Genomic DNA, 16,952 nt, shown 5'->3' on the forward strand with positions numbered 1-16,952 from the left:
ATCGGCGGCCCGCCGCGGCGGGCCGCGCCCGAAGCCGGGTCAGCCGGCCAGGCGGATCGGGTTGACCAGGTCGGCGTACATCAGCAGGCCGGCCATGATGATCATCGTGAAGGCCAGCACGTAGGTCAGCGGGAGCACCTTGGCGATGTCCACGTGCGCCGGCTCGGGCCTGCGGGTGACACGGGCGAAGCCGCGTTTGACCCCCTCCCAGAGACCGCCGGCGATGTGGCCGCCGTCCAGTGGGAGCAGCGGGATCAGGTTGAACAGACCGATCGCCAGGTTGAAGCTGGCCAGCAGGCTGACGAAAACGGCCGCCTTGTTCTCCAGCGGGGCGTCGGAGGCCGCGATCTCGCCGCCGATGCGGCTGACGCCGATGACGCCGATAGGGCCGTCCTTGTCGCGCTCCTCCCCGGAGAAGGCGGCGTTCCAGACGCCGACCATCTTCTCCGGGAAGCGCAGCAGCGCGGCGGCGGTCCTGGAGGTGATGTCCCCCATGTGCACGACCACGGCGCCGAAGTCCTGCTTCTCGATGACCTGCTTGGGGCTGACCCCCAGGTAGCCGACCCGCTCCGTCTTGCCGGGCTCGTCGAGGGACTCGCGGTCCTGGGCGATGAGGGTGGCCGTGACGGTCATCGGCTGCCCGTCCCGGGTGATGCCGATCTGCACCGGCCCGGCGCCGCTGCCGCGGATGGCGCGGGTCGCCGCCTCCCAGGTGGCTGCGGGCCTGCCGGCCACCGAGACGATGACGTCACCGGGCCGCAGCCCCGCCGCGGCGGCGGGACTGGCCGCGTCGGCGGCGGTGCACTCGGGGTTGGCGGCGTACTGGGCGGCGGTCTTCACGCACGCCGGGACCGAAGCGATCTCCGTCTTGTGCACCGTGACGCCGAAGCCCATCAGCACGACGGCGAACAGGACGAAGGCCAGCACGAAGTTCATCGCCGGGCCGCCCGTCATGATGATGACCTTCTGCCACCAGGGCTTGCGGTAGAAGACGCGGTCCTCATCCCCCGGACGGACCTCCTCCAGCGCGACCTCTCGGGCGTTCTCGATCAGGCCCTGCCACGGGCCGGTGGAGACCGAGCGCACCTTGCCCGGATCGTCGCCGGCGCGGGGCGGCAGCATGCCGATCATGCGGATGTATCCGCCGAGGGGGATCCACTTGACGCCGTACTCGGTCTCGCCCCGGCGGCGCGACCACATCGTCGGCCCGAAACCGACCATGTACTGCGTGACCCTGACGCCGAACAGCTTCGCCGGCACGAGGTGGCCGATCTCGTGCAGTCCGATCGAGGCCATCAGTCCCAGAAGGAAGAGGACGATGCCGATCAGGAAAAGCAGGTCCACAGAGGTTCCCCCTGGTCGCGGATTTACCAGCAATGCCCCATAAGAGACTAGCCGAAGCCCCTGCCACCGGGACCGCGCTCCGGAACCGCGAGCGGGTCAGGGCCGCCAGATGAGGATCAGCGCGCAGTCGTCGTTGTGCCCCGACGACATGGAGGTGACCAGGTTGCGCGCCCCGCCCGCGAAACCCGAAGGCAGCAGCCGCTCGGCCTCGCCCAGCAGCCGGTCGAGACCGGCGTCGATGTCACGGCCCGGCTGCTCGATCAGCCCGTCGGTGTAGAGCATGAGCGCGTCGCCCTTGCGGAGGGTCCCCCGGTCGGGCTCGCAGTGCAGGTCCGGGACGACCCCCAGGACCACCCCCTTGGCGGAGGAGACCCGCCAGGTGCCCGTCCCCGCCTCGAACGTGACCACCGGCGGGTGCCCGGCCGAGGTGATCTCGTACTCGCCCGTGGCCAGGTCGATCCGGACGTGGACGGCGGTGACGAAGCCCTCGGCCTCCCGCTGACGGTGCAGGTAGGCGTTGCAGGCGGGCAGGAAGTCGGAGACCGAGCCGAGCAGGCCGCCGAAGGTCCCCGACAGCATCAGGGCCCGGGTGCCCGCGTCGACGCCCTTGCCCGACACGTCGACCAGGGCCAGCTCCAGCGTGTCGCCGTCGCGCGCGGAGACCAGGAAGTCGCCTCCGAAGGAGGAGCCCCCGGCCTGCTTGAGCACCACCTTCGAACCCCAGTCCTTGGGCAGCGGGGGGAGCTCGCTCTGCTTCTTGAGCCGGTCGCGCAGCTCCAGCAGCATCACGTCGCCGCGCAGTCCCTGCACGCCGAGCTGTCCCCGGGTGCGGGACATGAGGGCGGCCAGCACGGCGGTGAAACCGAAGGCCGCCAGCAGCCCGGGGCCGATGTGCGCCGGGCCGGCGGCGAAGCCGACGTAGGCCAGCGCGGTCACGGCCGCGCCGAGCAGCTTGGCCAGGCTCCGCAGCCGGAGCTGCAGCCCGCCGACCAGGATGACGGGGATCACGAGCGCCGGGGAGAACCACTCGACCGAGACGCGGGCGGCCAGTCCGCCGATCACCAGCGTCAGCACGATCAGCGTGATGAGCAGGTTGCGGTCGCGGGCCAGCGGCCCCCGGCGGAGGAACCGCACGATGGACACCAGGAAGGGGACCCGCACCAGGAACGCGCGGAGCCCTGCGGGGATCAACGGCGCCGGTCGGGAACTCATGATGCGCTCGACTGTAGCGGGCCGCCCGCCTTTTGGGCAGCCCACTTGACCAATGCCTTGATCATTAAGCACGTATATTCGATGGCCGGAAACGGCCGTTCTGCCTACCGTGGGAGGAATGAGTCTCACCCTGCGGCCGATGACAGAATCCGACTGGTCCGAATGGATCTCCGTCGACGAGGAGGCCTTCGGCAACGCCTTCCCCGCGCACCGCGTCGAACTGTTCCGCAACAACACCGAGTTCGACCGCTCGCTGGGCGCCTTCGAAGGCGGTCGGCTGGTGGGCGTCACCGCGGTGTGCAGCTTCACCATGACGGTCCCCGGCGGCCCGATCCCGGTCGGCGGGGTCACCGCCGTCGGCGTGCTCCCCTCGCACCGCCGCCGGGGCGTGCTGACCGCCCTGATGACCCGCCAGCTGGCGGACCTGCACGAGCGGGGTGAGGCCGTCGCCGCGCTCTACGCCTCCGAGGCGGCGATCTACGGGCGGTTCGGGTACGGCAGGGCCGCCGACACCCTGTTCTTCGACATCCCCACCCGCGGCACGGCCCTGGCCCCGCACGCCCCGGCCGATCCCGCGCTGCGCCTGCGGATCGTCAGGCCCGCCGAGAGCAGGGAGGTCTTCGAGAAGGTCTTCGAGGCCGCGCTCGACAGCCGTCCCGGCCTGTACGCCCGCACGTCCGCGCGCTGGGACGCGGTCCTGTCCGACCACGAGGCCGACCAGAACGGCGCCGGCCCGCTCCGGGCGGTCGTCGCCGAGGACGACGGCGGCCCGCGCGGCTACGCGCTGTTCCGGATCAAGGCGGGCGTCACCGAGCACGACGAGCCGGACGGCGAGCTGCGGCTGAAGGAGCTCTTCGGTCTGGACCCGGCCGCCTACGCGCTGCTCTGGCGGCACCTGCTCGAACGCGACCTGGTCGCGCGGGTGAAGGCCTGGAGCCGCCCCTCCGACGATCCGCTGATCCACCTGCTGGCCGAGCCGCGCCGGCTCCGCGCGGGCTGGCTCGACGACCTGTGGGTCCGGATCGTGGACGTCGAGCGGGCCCTTCCCGCGCGCCGGTACGCCGCGCCGGTGGACGTGGTGGTCGAGGTCGAGGACACCGTCTGCCCGTGGAACGCCGGCCGCTGGCGGCTGACCGCCGGCACCGGGGCGGCCCGGTGCGCGCCCACCGGGGAGGCCGCCGACCTGGTGCTGCCGGTCACCGCGCTGGGCGCCGCCTACCTGGGCGGCCGGTCGCTCACCGCGCTGCAGGCCGCCGGCGTCGTACGCGAGGCGCGGGCGGGAGCCGTACGGGAGCTGTCCGCGGCCCTGTCGTGGGAGCCGGCCCCCTGGGCGGGCCTGGTCTTCTGAGCCCCCGGCTCCTCGGGAGCCCGGCCCGCCGGTACGGCGGCGCCGGGTCGCCTCCGGGTTATGGTGGCGGCATGGCACTGCAGAGCTTGCAGATCACGGCGATCACCGCGATGCGGGCCCGGGACGTCTCCCGGCCCTCCAAGGAGCAGCAGGAGGCCGCCGACCGGCGGCCCCTGCGCGACGAGACCCCCCGCAGGGAGCCGGCGCGCAGGGGCCGGGACAGGTAGGGCGGGCGGAGCCGCGGCCGGGCGGCTACGGCAGCGGCGGGAGCTCCCCGGTCGCCTCGTAGGAGGCGAGCTGCTCGATCCGGCGGCTGTGCCGCTCGGCGCCCGAGTAGGGGGTCGACAGGAAGAGCTCGACGAACCTGGTCGACTCCTCCTGCGGGTGCATGCGCCCGCCGATGCTGATCACGTTGGCGTCGTTGTGCTCGCGGGCCAGTTTGGCGGTGTCCTCGCTCCAGGCCAGGGCGGCGCGGATGCCGCGCACCTTGTTGGCCGCGATCTGCTCGCCGTTGCCCGAGCCGCCGATGACGACCCCGAGGCTGCCGGGGTCCCCCGCGACGCCCTCGGCCGCGCGCAGGACGAACGGCGGATAGTCGTCCTCGGCGTCGTAGACGGTCGGACCGCAGTCGACGACCTCGTGGCCGTGCTCCTTCAGCCAGGAGACGAGGTGGTTCTTGAGCTCATAGCCGGCATGGTCGGCACCGATGTAGACACGCACGGGCCCAGTGTGGCAGGTGGAGATGTCCGGCCGGACCCCCACCCCCCGCTAGAGTAATGACCGGCCCGCCACAAGAACCCTTACATCCGGGAGCCCTCCATGCGCGACATCCGAGTGATCGGGGATCCGGTCCTGCGCACGCCCGCCGAGACGGTCGTGGACTTCGACCGCGACCTGCGCCGCCTGGTCGACGAGATGTTCGCCGCGATGTACTCCGCGCAGGGCGTCGGCCTGGCGGGTCCGCAGATCGGCGTGTCGAAGCGGATCTTCGTCTACGACTGCAGCAACCGCAAGGGCCATGTGATCAACCCCGAGCTGACGATCGACGACGACGCCGAGATGGTCGACGAGGAGGGCTGCCTGTCGGTCCCGAGCCGCGAGACGGGCAAGCCGCTCTACGCCAGGACCCCGCGCGCCTCGGGGGTCACCGTCACCGGGGTCGACCGCCTCGGCCGCCCGGTGCGGGTCCGGGCCCGCGGCATGCTCGCCCGCTGCTTCCAGCACGAGACCGACCACCTGAACGGCATGCTCTACGTCGACCGGCTGGCCAAGGACGCCGCCCGCAAGGTCCTGCTCCAGACGCCCTGACCCGGTCCCGTCCGCCGCGGCCGGGACCGCGCACCCGCCGCGGAGTCCCCGGGGCGGGCGCCCGCACGTCCGCCGCGGCCCGGGACCCGCTCCCCTCCCGGAGAGGTCGGAGCCCGCGACCCGCCCGGAGAGGGGTCAGAGCTGGAGCGACTTGGTCTCCAGATACTCCTCCAGACCGAACTCCCCCAGCTCGCGCCCGAGACCGGACTGCTTGTAGCCCCCGAAGGGGGCCAGCGGGTTGAACCGGCCGCCGTTGATCGCCACCTGGCCGGTGCGCAGCCGCCGCGCCAGGGAGACGGCCCGGTTCTCGCTGCCCGCCCACACCGCGCCCGCCAGGCCGTACGGCGTGCCGTCGGCGATGGCGACGGCCTCGTCCTCCCCCCGGCTGTAGGGGATGATCGTCAGGACGGGACCGAAGATCTCCTCCTGCTCGATGACCATGCCGGGCTCCACCCCGGCGAAGACCGTGGGCTCCACGTAGAATCCCCTGCCCGCCGGGCGGTCGGCTCCTCCGGCGACCAGCCGGGCGCCCTCCTCCTGGCCCCGGTTGATGTAGCGGACGACGCGGTCGCGCTGCGCGGCGGAGACCAGCGGGCCGAGCCGGGTGGCCTCGTCGAAGGGGTCGCCGACGGTGTACTTGCCGGCGGCCGCCACGGCCAGCCTGACGGCCTCGTCGTACTGGTCGCGGTGGACGATCATGCGGGTCCAGGCGGAGCAGGTCTGGCCGGAGTTGAGGAAGGCGTTGGCCACTGTCGCCTTGACCGCCGTCGGCAGGTCGGCGTCCGGCAGGATCACGCTCGCCGACTTGCCGCCGAGCTCCAGCGCCACCCGCTTGACCGTCTCGGCGGCGAGCGCGGCGACCCGGCGCCCGGCCGCGGTGGAGCCGGTGAAGGAGACCATGTCCACGCCGGGGTGCGCGGCGACGGCCTCGCCGACGACCGGGCCGTGACCGCTCACCATGTTGAACACCCCGGCGGGCAGCCCCACCTCGTCGAAGACCCCGGCCAGCGCGAAGGCCGCCAGCGGCGCCACCTCGCTGGGCTTCAGCACGACCGTGCAGCCGGCGGCGAGCGCCGGTCCGACCTTGCACACGATCTGGTGGAGCGGGTAGTTCCACGGCGTGATGGCGCCGACCACGCCGACCGGCTCCCGCAGGATCCAGGAGTTGCCGATCCTGCGGGTGTCGAACTCGTAGGCCTCGGCCAGCCGGGCGTAGGAGTCCAGCACCCCGGCGGGCATCAGGGTCTGCACCTTGAGCGCCATGCCGTAGGGGGCGCCCATGTCGGTGGAGATGATCCTGGCTATCTGGTCGGAGCGCTCCCGGATGAGCGCGGCCGCCGCGGCGAGGACCTTGGCCCGCTCGGCGGGGGGCGTGGCCGACCACCGCGGCAGGGCCGCGCGGGCGGCGGCCACGGCCGCCTCCACGTCGGCGGGCGACCCCGCGGGGACCCGGTCGATCAGTTCCTCGGTCGCGGGGTTGACGACGTCGATGCTCGCGCCCGACGCCGACGGCCGCCATGCTCCGTCCAGATAAAGGTGACGCATTCCCTCATCCTTGCGCGAGGACCGGGGGGAAGGCGAGAGTCCCGATCGCTACGCGGCGTGTTCGTCGCATCACCGACCGTCAAAGGCGCGGCTGGATGCTGTCCGTCGCTTCGTCCGCCAAGAATACGGAGGAGCGTCCCGGTCGGTGGTGAATAGCCGATATCCCGCACATTCGCCATGTCTCGTCGCATCTCACCGTGCATGAGGGGAGCACCGCTCCCCTCACGTCTCATCGCACGCGCGAGCGGCACCGCTTCCGTCGCGCGCACGCACGCACGCATGCACGTACGGACGGACGCATGCCGTACGGACGGACGGACGGCACGGCTCCTGTCGCGTTCCGTCGCACGTGCGAGCGGCACGGCTCCCGCCATGCGCCGTCACGGCACGAGGGAGTACGGCTCCCGTCGCACGCGCGGCCGGTTCCCCGGCCGCGCGGCCCACCGGCTCAGCCGGACATCGACATCCGGGTGCGTCAGTCGAAGATCGGCGGCCGGGTGCGGGAGCGCTTCAGCTCGAAGAAGCCGTCGAATCCGGCGACCAGCCGGACGCCGTCCCAGAGCCTGCCCGCCTCCTCGCCCTTGGGCGCGGGCGAGATGACCGGGCCGAAGAACGCGACGTCGCCGACCGCGATCACCGGGGTGCCGACCTCCTGGCCGACCCGGTCGATGCCGTCGGCGTGCGAGGCGCGCAGTGCCGCGTCGTAGGCGTCGGAGTCCATCGCGTCGGCGAACGCGCGGTCCAGGCCCGCCGCCTCGAGCGCCTCCTCCACGGTCTCGCGGAGGGTGTCGAGCTGCTTGACCCTGCCCTCGTTGTGGAAGCGGACGCCCAGCTCGGTGTAGAGCCGGCCGACCGTCTCAGAGTCGTGCTTCTCCTGCACCGCGGTGACCACCCGGGCCGGGCCGAGGGCCTTGCCGATCATCTCGCGGTAGTCCTCGGGGACGTCCTTGTCCTCGTTGAGGACGTACAGGCTCATGATGTGCCAGCGCGGCTCGATCGGCCGCACCTTCTCCACCTCCAGCAGCCAGCGCGAGGTCATCCACGCGAAGGGGCAGAAGGGGTCGAACCAGAGGTCCACCGGTGTGCGCTCGGTCATCGGTCGCTCTCTCCTCAAAGGATGTTCCTCCAGGGGACAACCCCTCGCGCGAGAGGTCGTATTCCGCTCGCGGGCGATCGCGCCGGGGATCTTCTCCGCCCTCCGGAGAGGCGGCCGGGCCGTCATCCGATCTTCCAGGCGACGATTCCCCGCCCCTCGTGGCAGGATTCAGAACAGTCCTCCAGCAACGGAGCGGAGGAAGTTGCGACGAGGGAGCGGTAGTGGCAGGCAATCTGACCCGTGACGAGGCCCGCGAGCGCGCACGGCTGCTCAGCGTGCAGTCGTATGCGGTGGAGCTCGACCTGACCGAGGGTGAGGAGCGCTTCGAGAGCGTCACCACGGTCCGCTTCACCAGCACCCGGGCCGGCGCTGAGACGTTCATCGACCTGGCCGGGGCCAAGGTGCGCAAGGCCGTCCTGAACGGCGCCGAGCTCGACGTGAGCACCTACGACCTCGAGACCGGCCGGCTCCCCCTGCCGGGCCTGGCCGAGAGCAACGAGCTGCGGATCGACGCCGACTGCTCCTACATGCGCACCGGCGAGGGCCTGCACCGTTTCGTCGACCCGGTCGACAAGAGCGTCTACCTGCACAGCCAGTTCGAGACGGCCGACGCCCACCGGATGTACGCCTGCTTCGACCAGCCCGACCTGAAGGCGACCTTCGAGCTGACCGTGCTCGCGCCCTCCCACTGGGAGGTGATCTCCAACGCGGCGCCCGACGAGATCGAGGACCTCCCCGAGCACCGCGGCAGGCACGGGGCCCTGCAGGCGTCCAAGCGCTGGCACTTCCCGCCCACCCCGGTGATGAGCACCTACATCACCGCGCTGTGCGCCGGGCCGTACCACAAGGTGACCTCCGAGCACGACGGCATCCCCCTGGGCCTGTACTGCCGGGCCTCGCTCGCCGAGCACCTCGACGCCGACAACATCTTCGAGGTCACCCGGCAGGGCTTCGACTTCTTCCACAAGGTGTTCGGCCTGCGCTACCCCTTCGGCAAGTACGACCAGCTGTTCGTGCCGGAGTTCAACGCCGGCGCGATGGAGAACGCCGGCTGCGTGACGTTCCTGGAGGACTACGTCTTCCGCTCCCGCGTCACCGACGCCGTCATCGAGCGCCGCGCCGAGACGATCCTGCACGAGATGGCGCACATGTGGTTCGGCGACCTGGTCACCATGCGCTGGTGGGACGACCTGTGGCTGAACGAGTCCTTCGCCACCTACGCCTCGGTGCTCTGCCAGGCCGAGGCCACCCGCTGGGGCCAGGGCGCCTGGACGACCTTCGCCAACGTGGAGAAGGCCTGGGCCTACCGCCAGGACCAGCTGCCCTCCACCCACCCTATCGCCGCCGACATCGTCGACATGCACGCGGTCGAGGTCAACTTCGACGGCATCACCTACGCCAAGGGCGCCTCGGTCCTCAAGCAGCTCGTCGCCTACGTCGGCCTGGACAACTTCCTGGCGGGCGTGCGCGACTACTTCAACGAGCACGCCTGGGGCAACACCGAGCTGTCCGACCTGCTGCGCGCGCTGGAGCGCACCAGCGGCCGCAACCTGTCGGAGTGGTCCAAGGAGTGGCTGGAGACCTCCTGGGTCAACACGCTGCGCCCGGCCTTCGAGGTCGACGAGGCGGGCCGCTTCACGAGCTTCGAGGTGTTGCAGGAGGCTCCGGCCGACTACCCGACGCTGCGCTCGCACCGCGTCGCCATCGGCCTGTACTCCTACTCCGGTGACGCCCTCGTCCGGGTCAAGCGGGTCGAGCTCGACGTGGTCGGCGCGCGCACGGCCGTGGCCGAGCTGGTCGGCGAGGTCCAGCCGGACCTGGTGCTGATCAACGACGACGACCTGACCTACGCCAAGGTCCGGCTGGACGAGCGCTCGCTGCGCACGCTGGTCTCCGGCGGCATCGCGAAGTTCGCCGGGCCCTCGGGGTCGCTGCCGCGCGCGCTGTGCTGGTCGGCGGCCTGGGACATGACCCGCGACGCCGAGATGGCCACCCGCGACTACGTGGCGCTGGTCACCTCCGGCATCGCCTCGGTCGAGGACATCACCGTCGTCCAGACCGTGCTGCGCCAGGCCCGCCTGGCGGTCCAGCAGTACGCCGATCCCGCCTGGCGGGCCGAGGGCCTGGCCCTGCTGGCCTCGGCGCTGCGCTCCCTGGTCGCCGCGGCCGAGCCCGGCTCGGACCACCAGCTCGCCTACCTCAACGCCCTGGCCGCCACGGCCGTCTCCGCCGACGACATGGCGTTCCTGAAGGGCCTGCTGGACGGCACGGTCGTCCTGGAGGGCCTGACCGTCGACACCGACCTGCGCTGGACCCTCACCCAGGCCCTGGTCTCCGGCGGCGTGCTCGGTGACGCCGACATCGCCGAGGAGCTGCTGCGCGACCCCACCGCGACCGGCGAGCGCGCCGCCGCCCTGGCCCGCGCCGCCCTCCCGACCGCCGAGGGCAAGGCCGGCGCCTGGAACGCGATCACCGAGGGCGGGCTGAGCGGCGCGCTGCTCCGCTCGACGATCGGCGGCTTCATGGACCCGCGCCACCCCGAGCTGCTGGAGCCGTACGCCGACCGGTACTTCGCCGAGATCGGCCGGATCTGGAAGTCCTGGACCTCCGACAGCGCCCAGAACTTCGCCAACGGTTGCTATCCGGCCCTGGCCGTCTCCCCGGAGACCGTCGCCAGGACCGAGCGGCTGATCGAGGAGAGCAACCCGCCGCACGCGCTCAGGCGCCTGCTCCTGGAGGGCGCCGACGGCGTCCGCCGCGCTCTGCGGGCCCAGGCCAGGGACGCGTCGGCCTGACAGACCGGACCGGCAGGCGCCCCCGCGGGAAACGGCGGGGGCGCCGTCGCGTTCCGGCTCCGGACGCTCCGGATGCTCCGGACGGCGGGGGCGCCGCCGTGCCCCCGCACCGGGCGCACCGGGCTCCGCACACGCTGCACACTCCGTACGCCGGGGGCGCCGCCGCGCTCCCCGAGACGGCGCCGGCGGTTCCGCGAACCGCCGGCCCGGGAAAAGCGAGGCCGTCCGCTGATGGATTCGGTACAGGACCTGCTCGTCGCGCTCGCCAGGCGGCACGCGTTCGCCGACCTCGAGGCCCTCACCGACGATCCCGAGGTCGCCGCGGTGTGCGAGTTCGGGCACCGATTGCTCTCCCTCGACGCCGAGGACTTCGCCGCCGAGGCCCGGCGGGTGCCCCCCGCCCTGCGGCGGCGCGCGCGGGCGTGCACCATGCCGCAGACCCCCAGGGAACAGCCGCGCGGCGCGCTGGAGTCGCTGCGCCCGGCCTACGGGCTGCTGCTGGAGGTGATCGCGATCCGCTGGGAGCGGCGCGAGCTCAGCCCCATGGTGGCCGCCCTGCACATCGCCAGCGAGTACCTCCCGATGCTCGCCTTCGAGTCGGTGCTCGGCCACGCGGGCGACCCGGTCCGCTGGCCCGCCGGGCTGAGCTCGCCCGGCAGCAGGTTCGGCGTGATCGGCGACCGCGAGTGCGACCACACCAAGTCCGAGCAGTCGGCCGCCAACCGGACCCTGCGGGTGGCCGTGGAACCCGCCGAGGGCTGGCGGGCCTACTTCGACCGCCAGCACAGCCAGGTCGCCGGCGCGCTGGCCACCTGCGTGTCCGACTGCCGCAGCCCCTGCACCGCGATGGACTGGGTGGCCCCGGGCCCGCGCGAGGACCTGGCCCTGCGCTCACGGGTGGCGCTGGCCTTCGCCGAGACCCCGCTGGTACGGCTCCGCCACGCGGCGCCGGTGGGCCACGGGTTCGGCGTGCCCTCGCCCGAGGAGGTCCTCGAGGCCTGGGAGCGCAGCCGGGTCCTGCTGGCCAAGAACGAGGTGGGCGGCGCGGCCGGGCGGGAGGACGGATTTCCGCTGCCGGGTCTGCCCAGCCTCTTCTCCGCCGTCGCCGCCGCCCCGGTGACCGTCTCGACGCTGCTGGAGGACATCACCGTCCACCTGGTCGGACTGCTGAGATCCGGCGGAGACGGGGCCTCGGGGCGGACGGGGGTTCTCTAGAGAGGAAACGTATGGATACCCGCTGCGGCGCACCCTCATGCGGGTGACCGTGGTCACAAAAGTGTGAGTTGGGGACTACTAGGCACCCTCTTTGAACTTCGGCTACCGTGAGTCACGTGGACTCCGGTCATGTGCCAGAAGACGGTAACAGCACGTCACCGCTCCGGGTCGGTGATCGCCGGGCCGAGGAGAGGCCGGCGGCTCGGCCCGTCGCGCCCGCGTCTACGTACGCGCCGACCGCCGAGCGGGCCTCCCTGCGCGGCCTGCTCGGCCATCCCCGCTACCGTCCGCTCCGCCGCCGGCTGCTGATCGCGGTCGTCGCGGGAGTGGCGGGGGGCTTCCTGCTCGCCGGCTGGCGCTGGGGGGTGACCGCCGCCGTGCTGGCCGCGATCGCCGACACGGTGGTGCGCGCCCGCTCGCACTCGACCGTGCCCGCCTGGCGGCGCGCCTCGGTCGCCGAGCGGCGCACCGAGGCGCAGCTGAAACGGCTGGAGCGCAGCGGCTACCGCACCCTGCACGCCCGCGCGATCCCGGACAGCGAGGCCCAGATCGACCATCTGGTCATCGGCCCCACGGGGGTCTACGCCGTCGACTCCGAAAAGTGGGACAAGCGGCTCCCGGTGCGGGTGCAGTCCCACCGCAAGCTGTTCCACGGCCCGTTCGACCAGAAGAAGCGCCTGGACGAGGCCCGCTGGGAGGCGAGCCGGGCGGCCGAGCTGATCGGCAAGGCCCTCGGCCGCGAGGTCGTCATCGTCCCCTCTCTCGCGATCTACGGGCCGCCCGTCCCGTGGAAGGTCCTCACCGTCCGCGAGGTCGACGTGTTCGACGGCTCGCGGGTCCGCAAGTGGATCACCAAGCGGGAGCGCTCGCTCACCGACGCCGAGATCCGGAAGATCTACGAGATCGCCGAGCGGGTCCTGCCCTCCCGCTATCCTGAGAGCTGACCCGTCCCCGTTCCCCGTCCCGGACGCCCGGTGGCCCCCGCCGCCGGGCGTTTCGCGTCTCTTCGGCGCCGCGGCCGCCGCGCCGGACGCGCTCCGGGCGTCCGCCCCGGGCATCGCGGGGGACGTCCGACACATGGACCGCGGGTCTCACCAGGCGGGCGCTGGCCGTACCATTTGAAGACTCAGCGTCGATGATGGGAGAAGCGTCATGCCGGCCCTCAGGTCTCGTACGGTCACTCACGGCAGGAACATGGCCGGAGCCCGGGCCCTGCTCCGGGCGACGGGCGTGGACGGCGGCGACTTCGGCAAACCGATCATCGCCGTGGCCAACAGCTTCACCCAGTTCGTCCCAGGGCACGTCCACCTGCGCGAGGTCGGCGACGTCGTCGCCGGGGCGATCCGCGAGGCCGGGGCGATCCCGCGGGAGTTCAACACGATCGCGGTCGACGACGGCATCGCCATGGGCCACGGCGGCATGCTCTACTCGCTGCCCAGCCGCGAGCTCATCGCCGACGCGGTCGAGTACATGGTCAACGCCCACTGCGCGGATGCGCTGATCTGCGTCTCCAACTGCGACAAGATCACCCCGGGCATGCTGCTGGCCGCGTTCCGGCTCAACATCCCCACGGTCTTCGTCTCCGGCGGCCCGATGGAGGCCGGCAAGACGGCGGGCCGGAAGCTCGACCTGATCGACCCGATGATCGCCGCCGCCAACGAGGACGTCTCCGACGCCGAGCTGCTGGAGATGGAGGAGAACGCCTGCCCGACCTGCGGCTCGTGCAGCGGGATGTTCACCGCCAACTCGATGAACTGCCTCGCCGAGGCCATCGGCCTGGCGCTTCCGGGCAACGGCACGATCCTGGCCACCCACAAGGCCCGCAAGAAGCTGTTCCAGGACGCTGGCCGGCAGCTGGTGGAGATCACCCGCCGCTACTACGAGCAGGACGACGAGAGCGTCCTGCCGCGCAGCATCGCCACCAAGGAGGCGTTCGAGAACGCCATGACGCTGGACGTGGCGATGGGCGGATCGACCAACACGATCCTGCACATCCTCGCCGCGGCCCGCGAGGCCCAGGTGGACTTCGGCCTGAAGGAGATCAACGAGATCTCGCTGCGGGTGCCGTGCCTGTGCAAGGTCGCCCCGGCCACGGACAAGTACCACATCGAGGACGTGCACCGGGCCGGCGGCATCCCCGCCATCCTGGGCGAGCTCGACCGGGGCGGGCTGCTCCACCGCGATGTGCCCACCGTCAACGGCGGCACGCTGGGCGACTACCTCGACGCCTGGGACCCGAAGTCGGCCGGCGCCCTGCCCGAGGCGCGGGAGCTGTGGCACGCCGCCCCCGGCAACATCCGGACCGTCAAGCCGTACTCCCAGGAGGCCCGCTGGGACTCCCTCGACCTCGACCGCGAGGGCGGCTGCGTGCGCGACATCGAGCACGCCTACACCCGCGACGGCGGCCTGGCCGTGCTCTACGGCAACATCGCCGCCGAGGGGTGCATCGTCAAGACCGCCGGGGTCGACGAGTCGATCTGGCGCTTCTCCGGGCCCGCGGTGGTCTTCGAGTCGCAGGAGGACGCGGTCGAGGGCATCCTGAACAACCGCGTCAAGGAGGGCGACGTCGTCGTCATCCGCTACGAGGGCCCCAAGGGCGGTCCCGGCATGCAGGAGATGCTCTACCCGACCTCGTTCCTGAAGGGCAAGGGGCTGGGCAAGGCCTGCGCGCTGATCACCGACGGCCGCTTCTCCGGCGGCACCAGCGGCCTGTCCATCGGCCACGCGTCCCCGGAGGCAGCCGAGGGCGGGACCATCGCCCTGGTCGAGGACGGCGACCTCGTCGAGATCGACATCCCGGGCCGCTCGATCGAGCTGAAGGTGCCGGAGCAGGAGCTGGCCGCCCGGCGCGAGCGGCTCCTGGCCGACCTGGGCGGCTACCGCCCCCGTGACCGCCACCGCCCGGTGACGGCCGCGCTCCAGGCCTACGCCGCGCTGACCACCTCGGCCTCCACCGGCGCCTCGCGCGACCTGTCCCAGCTCTCCCGGTAGGCGCATCCGCGCAGGACCGTCCGCGGGCGGTCCTGCGCGTTCCGGGTACGGCTCCGCCCGGGGACGGCGTCTCCGGGCACGCCGGGTACGGTCCCGCCCGGAGTACGGCCCCGCGCGCCTCCGGGCACGCCATCGGACGACCCGGACGGTGCACCCGGCCGGGCTCCCCATGACGGGCATCCGGACGGCGAATCCCGCCAGGCTCCATGACGGACATCCGAACCGAATCCGAGGTGACATTCCGGGCTTTCCCTTGGGTTACAGTCCTGAAGCCGGTAACTCTGTTCGAAAAATGTCGGTGCCCGTCCGTATTCTGTGGGTATGGCTACCGTCATGAAGCCCCCAGCCAGCCCGCTGACGACCGCCGAGATCGCCGCCCTCGCCCTGTCCCTGGCACACCTGGGGTCGGGCCCGCAGGCCGCCGCCGCCCGGCACGGCCTCCGCCACGCCTTCGAGCACCTGGAGCTCGACGACGACGTCACCGCCGCCACCCTCGCCACCCTGACCGAGCCGCTCCCCTCCGCCGTCGCCGACCGGGCCAGGACCATCGCGAGCGCGATCACGTCCCGGCTCGTGATCCGCCTGCACTACCGGGACGTCTCCGGCCGGATCACCGTCCGCGACGTCGATCCCGTGACCTGCATGGTCCACCGCGAGCACTGGTACCTCGTGGGCATGTGCCGCATGCGCGGTGCGATCCGGGCCTTCCGGTTCGACCGGATCATCGCCACGGAGCCCACCTTCGTCCCCGCCCGGCCGCATCCGGCCGAGCGTTTCCTGCCCTTCCAGGGCAAGCGCGCGGCGTGACCTTCCGCAAGCGGTGTGATCCCCTCGGGCACATCCGCTGAAGCGCCGCGCCGCGCGCCCCTGAGACGCCGGAACGCCGCCCCGTGAGCGCGGGGCGGCGTTCTCCCGTGCGGATCCGCGACCTGGACGCCGCTTCCCGGAGACTCCGGCCGGGGTCAGCCGCAGCAACCGCCACCGCAGCAACCGCCACCGCCGGCGGGCCTGGGAGCGGCGGCGCCGCCGGTCATGGCGACCGTGGACAGCAGCCGGACGGTGTCCTCGTGTCCCTCGGGGCAGAGCGCGGGTTCGTCGGACTTGGCCATCGGGCGCGAGAGCTCGAAGGTGGAGCCGCAGGCGCGGCAGCGGAAATCGTAGCGAGGCATGCCACCAGATTACTCAGGCCGCCGGGTTCCTCCCCCTTCCCGGAGCAGTCGTGACCCGGTCGTCGCGGAGACGTCACGGAATCCGGCGCGACGGCGCCCTCACCCGAATGCGATCGCGGCGTAGTCGGCGATCGCCCGGTAGCCGATCGCCTGGTAGACGGAGTTGGAGACCGGGTTGCCCAGATCGGCGAAGAGCAGCACCTCGATGGCGCCGGCGTCCAGCGCCTCGCGGGTCACCGCGCGCGTGACCGCCTCGCCGTACCCCCGGCCACGGAACTCCGGCGGCGTGTAGACCGGGCCGATCCGCGACATCGCGGCGATCGGCACGGAGAAGGCCGCGCACGCGACGGGACGCCCGCCGTCCTCCCACAGGATCAGCTCCTGCCGGCCGATCCGGCTGGAGACCACCGGCAGCATCTCTCCCGCCGCCCGCTCCCCCAGCGCCTCGAGGTGGAAGTCGGCGAACCAGGCCGCCAGAAGCTCACGGTCACCGGTGCCCGCCGTACGGGCGGCCCCGGGGACCGGGCGCCGGGGCGGAGTCACGATCTCCAGCCGGTAGAGGCGCTCGGGGACGCGCCGGGCCGCGGGCCGCCACCAGGAGGCGGCGAACGCCTCCGCCTGCGCCAGCGGCCCCTGGACCTCGGGGACCTCCCGCTCGGCCTCGATCAGCGCGGCGGCCAGGGACGGCACGGAGGAGGCGGGGAGGTCGGGCAGGAGCAGCCCGCGCGGCGGCGTCTGGAGCGCCGCGGCGACGGTCCGGCCGTCCTCCTCCAGCCAGGCCAGCAGCACGTCCCCGCTGTGGACGCCGGCGCGGATCGCGCGCAGGACGGTGAGCGGGACGGTGTTGCGGACCGGGTCGCGGAGCAGCCACGGCTCCGCCGCCCCGGCGAACACCTCTACGTCGGAGGTGAAGATCCATGCCATGCACC

General features: G+C 72.4%; 15 protein-coding genes. 8 read left to right on the forward strand and 7 right to left on the reverse strand.

Annotation, left to right across the window (positions count from 1 at the left end):
• Positions 1-39: 39 nt before the first annotated feature.
• Entirely contained in the window at positions 40-1,344 is a 1,305-nt protein-coding gene (locus tag HS048_RS29375) for an RIP metalloprotease (RefSeq protein ID WP_231647632.1), read from the reverse strand.
• Positions 1,345-1,440: 96 nt separating this feature from the next.
• Entirely contained in the window at positions 1,441-2,556 is a 1,116-nt protein-coding gene (locus HS048_RS29380; protein ID WP_084009041.1) for a PP2C family protein-serine/threonine phosphatase, read from the reverse strand.
• Positions 2,557-2,674: 118 nt separating this feature from the next.
• On the opposite strand from HS048_RS29380, the gene HS048_RS29385 reads away from it, so the two are divergent.
• A complete protein-coding gene (locus HS048_RS29385) occupies positions 2,675-3,904 on the forward strand; it encodes a GNAT family N-acetyltransferase (protein WP_068903669.1) in 1,230 nt (409 codons plus the stop codon).
• Positions 3,905-3,975: 71 nt separating this feature from the next.
• Complete coding sequence (locus tag HS048_RS29390) at positions 3,976-4,131, forward strand: hypothetical protein (protein WP_157237510.1); 156 nt, start codon at positions 3,976-3,978, stop codon at positions 4,129-4,131.
• Positions 4,132-4,156: 25 nt separating this feature from the next.
• Here the strand turns inward: HS048_RS29390 and HS048_RS29395 are convergent, their stop codons facing one another.
• The gene (locus HS048_RS29395) at positions 4,157-4,624 is read right to left on the reverse strand and encodes a ribose-5-phosphate isomerase (protein WP_068903667.1); all 468 of its coding nucleotides are present in this window, start codon (positions 4,622-4,624) and stop codon (positions 4,157-4,159) included.
• 99 nt (positions 4,625-4,723) lie between these two features.
• Between HS048_RS29395 and def the strand changes: the two genes are divergently transcribed.
• Entirely contained in the window at positions 4,724-5,212 is a 489-nt protein-coding gene (gene def, locus HS048_RS29400) for a peptide deformylase (RefSeq protein ID WP_068903665.1), read from the forward strand.
• Positions 5,213-5,347: 135 nt separating this feature from the next.
• On the opposite strand, the gene HS048_RS29405 is transcribed toward def, so the two are convergent.
• Together HS048_RS29405 and HS048_RS29410 are read right to left on the reverse strand one after the other, a co-directional pair.
• Positions 5,348-6,757 (reverse strand): aldehyde dehydrogenase family protein, encoded by a 1,410-nt coding sequence (locus HS048_RS29405; RefSeq protein WP_196469289.1) that lies wholly within the window; start codon positions 6,755-6,757, stop codon positions 5,348-5,350.
• A gap of 475 nt (positions 6,758-7,232) precedes the next feature.
• Positions 7,233-7,853 (reverse strand): DsbA family protein, encoded by a 621-nt coding sequence (locus HS048_RS29410; RefSeq protein WP_068903661.1) that lies wholly within the window; start codon positions 7,851-7,853, stop codon positions 7,233-7,235.
• A gap of 221 nt (positions 7,854-8,074) precedes the next feature.
• Here HS048_RS29410 and pepN point away from each other — a divergent pair, with 221 nt between their 5' ends.
• The 5 genes from pepN to HS048_RS29435 all read left to right on the forward strand — a co-directional run bounded on the left by pepN (position 8,075) and on the right by HS048_RS29435 (position 15,661).
• Positions 8,075-10,648 carry an aminopeptidase N gene (pepN, locus tag HS048_RS29415; RefSeq protein WP_068903659.1) on the forward strand — a complete coding sequence of 858 codons (2,574 nt, stop codon included), beginning with the start codon at positions 8,075-8,077 and terminating at the stop codon, positions 10,646-10,648.
• Between the two features lie 231 nt (positions 10,649-10,879).
• Entirely contained in the window at positions 10,880-11,863 is a 984-nt protein-coding gene (locus HS048_RS29420) for a hypothetical protein (RefSeq protein ID WP_068903657.1), read from the forward strand.
• 131 nt (positions 11,864-11,994) lie between these two features.
• Entirely contained in the window at positions 11,995-12,807 is an 813-nt protein-coding gene (locus HS048_RS37655; RefSeq protein ID WP_239320729.1) for a nuclease-related domain-containing protein, read from the forward strand.
• 208 nt (positions 12,808-13,015) lie between these two features.
• Positions 13,016-14,854 carry a dihydroxy-acid dehydratase gene (gene ilvD, locus HS048_RS29430; protein ID WP_068903650.1) on the forward strand — a complete coding sequence of 613 codons (1,839 nt, stop codon included), beginning with the start codon at positions 13,016-13,018 and terminating at the stop codon, positions 14,852-14,854.
• 321 nt (positions 14,855-15,175) lie between these two features.
• On the forward strand, positions 15,176-15,661 hold the full coding sequence (locus HS048_RS29435; protein WP_068903649.1) for a YafY family protein: 486 nt from the start codon (positions 15,176-15,178) through the stop codon (positions 15,659-15,661).
• Positions 15,662-15,816: 155 nt separating this feature from the next.
• Here the strand turns inward: HS048_RS29435 and HS048_RS29440 are convergent, their stop codons facing one another.
• A complete protein-coding gene (locus HS048_RS29440) occupies positions 15,817-16,023 on the reverse strand; it encodes a zinc ribbon domain-containing protein (RefSeq protein WP_068903647.1) in 207 nt (68 codons plus the stop codon).
• Positions 16,024-16,122: 99 nt separating this feature from the next.
• Entirely contained in the window at positions 16,123-16,947 is an 825-nt protein-coding gene (locus HS048_RS29445; protein ID WP_196469290.1) for a GNAT family N-acetyltransferase, read from the reverse strand.
• Positions 16,948-16,952 lie beyond the last annotated feature (5 nt).

It is taken from the genome of Planomonospora sp. ID91781 (assembly GCF_015711595.1).
GTDB classification, from domain to species: Bacteria; Actinomycetota; Actinomycetes; order Streptosporangiales; family Streptosporangiaceae; genus Planomonospora; species Planomonospora parontospora.

Coding starts and splice junctions, on each gene's coding strand:
- HS048_RS29380 (WP_084009041.1), bottom strand. CDS start 2,556: ATGAGTTCCCGACCGGCGCCGTTGATCCCCGCAGGGCTCCGCGCGTTC.
- HS048_RS29385 (WP_068903669.1), top strand. CDS start 2,675: ATGAGTCTCACCCTGCGGCCGATGACAGAATCCGACTGGTCCGAATGG.
- HS048_RS29390 (WP_157237510.1), top strand. CDS start 3,976: ATGGCACTGCAGAGCTTGCAGATCACGGCGATCACCGCGATGCGGGCC.
- def (WP_068903665.1), top strand. CDS start 4,724: ATGCGCGACATCCGAGTGATCGGGGATCCGGTCCTGCGCACGCCCGCC.
- HS048_RS29405 (WP_196469289.1), bottom strand. CDS start 6,757: ATGCGTCACCTTTATCTGGACGGAGCATGGCGGCCGTCGGCGTCGGGC.
- HS048_RS29410 (WP_068903661.1), bottom strand. CDS start 7,853: ATGACCGAGCGCACACCGGTGGACCTCTGGTTCGACCCCTTCTGCCCC.
- HS048_RS29420 (WP_068903657.1), top strand. CDS start 10,880: ATGGATTCGGTACAGGACCTGCTCGTCGCGCTCGCCAGGCGGCACGCG.
- ilvD (WP_068903650.1), top strand. CDS start 13,016: ATGCCGGCCCTCAGGTCTCGTACGGTCACTCACGGCAGGAACATGGCC.
- HS048_RS29435 (WP_068903649.1), top strand. CDS start 15,176: ATGGCTACCGTCATGAAGCCCCCAGCCAGCCCGCTGACGACCGCCGAG.
- HS048_RS29440 (WP_068903647.1), bottom strand. CDS start 16,023: ATGCCTCGCTACGATTTCCGCTGCCGCGCCTGCGGCTCCACCTTCGAG.
- HS048_RS29445 (WP_196469290.1), bottom strand. CDS start 16,947: ATGGCATGGATCTTCACCTCCGACGTAGAGGTGTTCGCCGGGGCGGCG.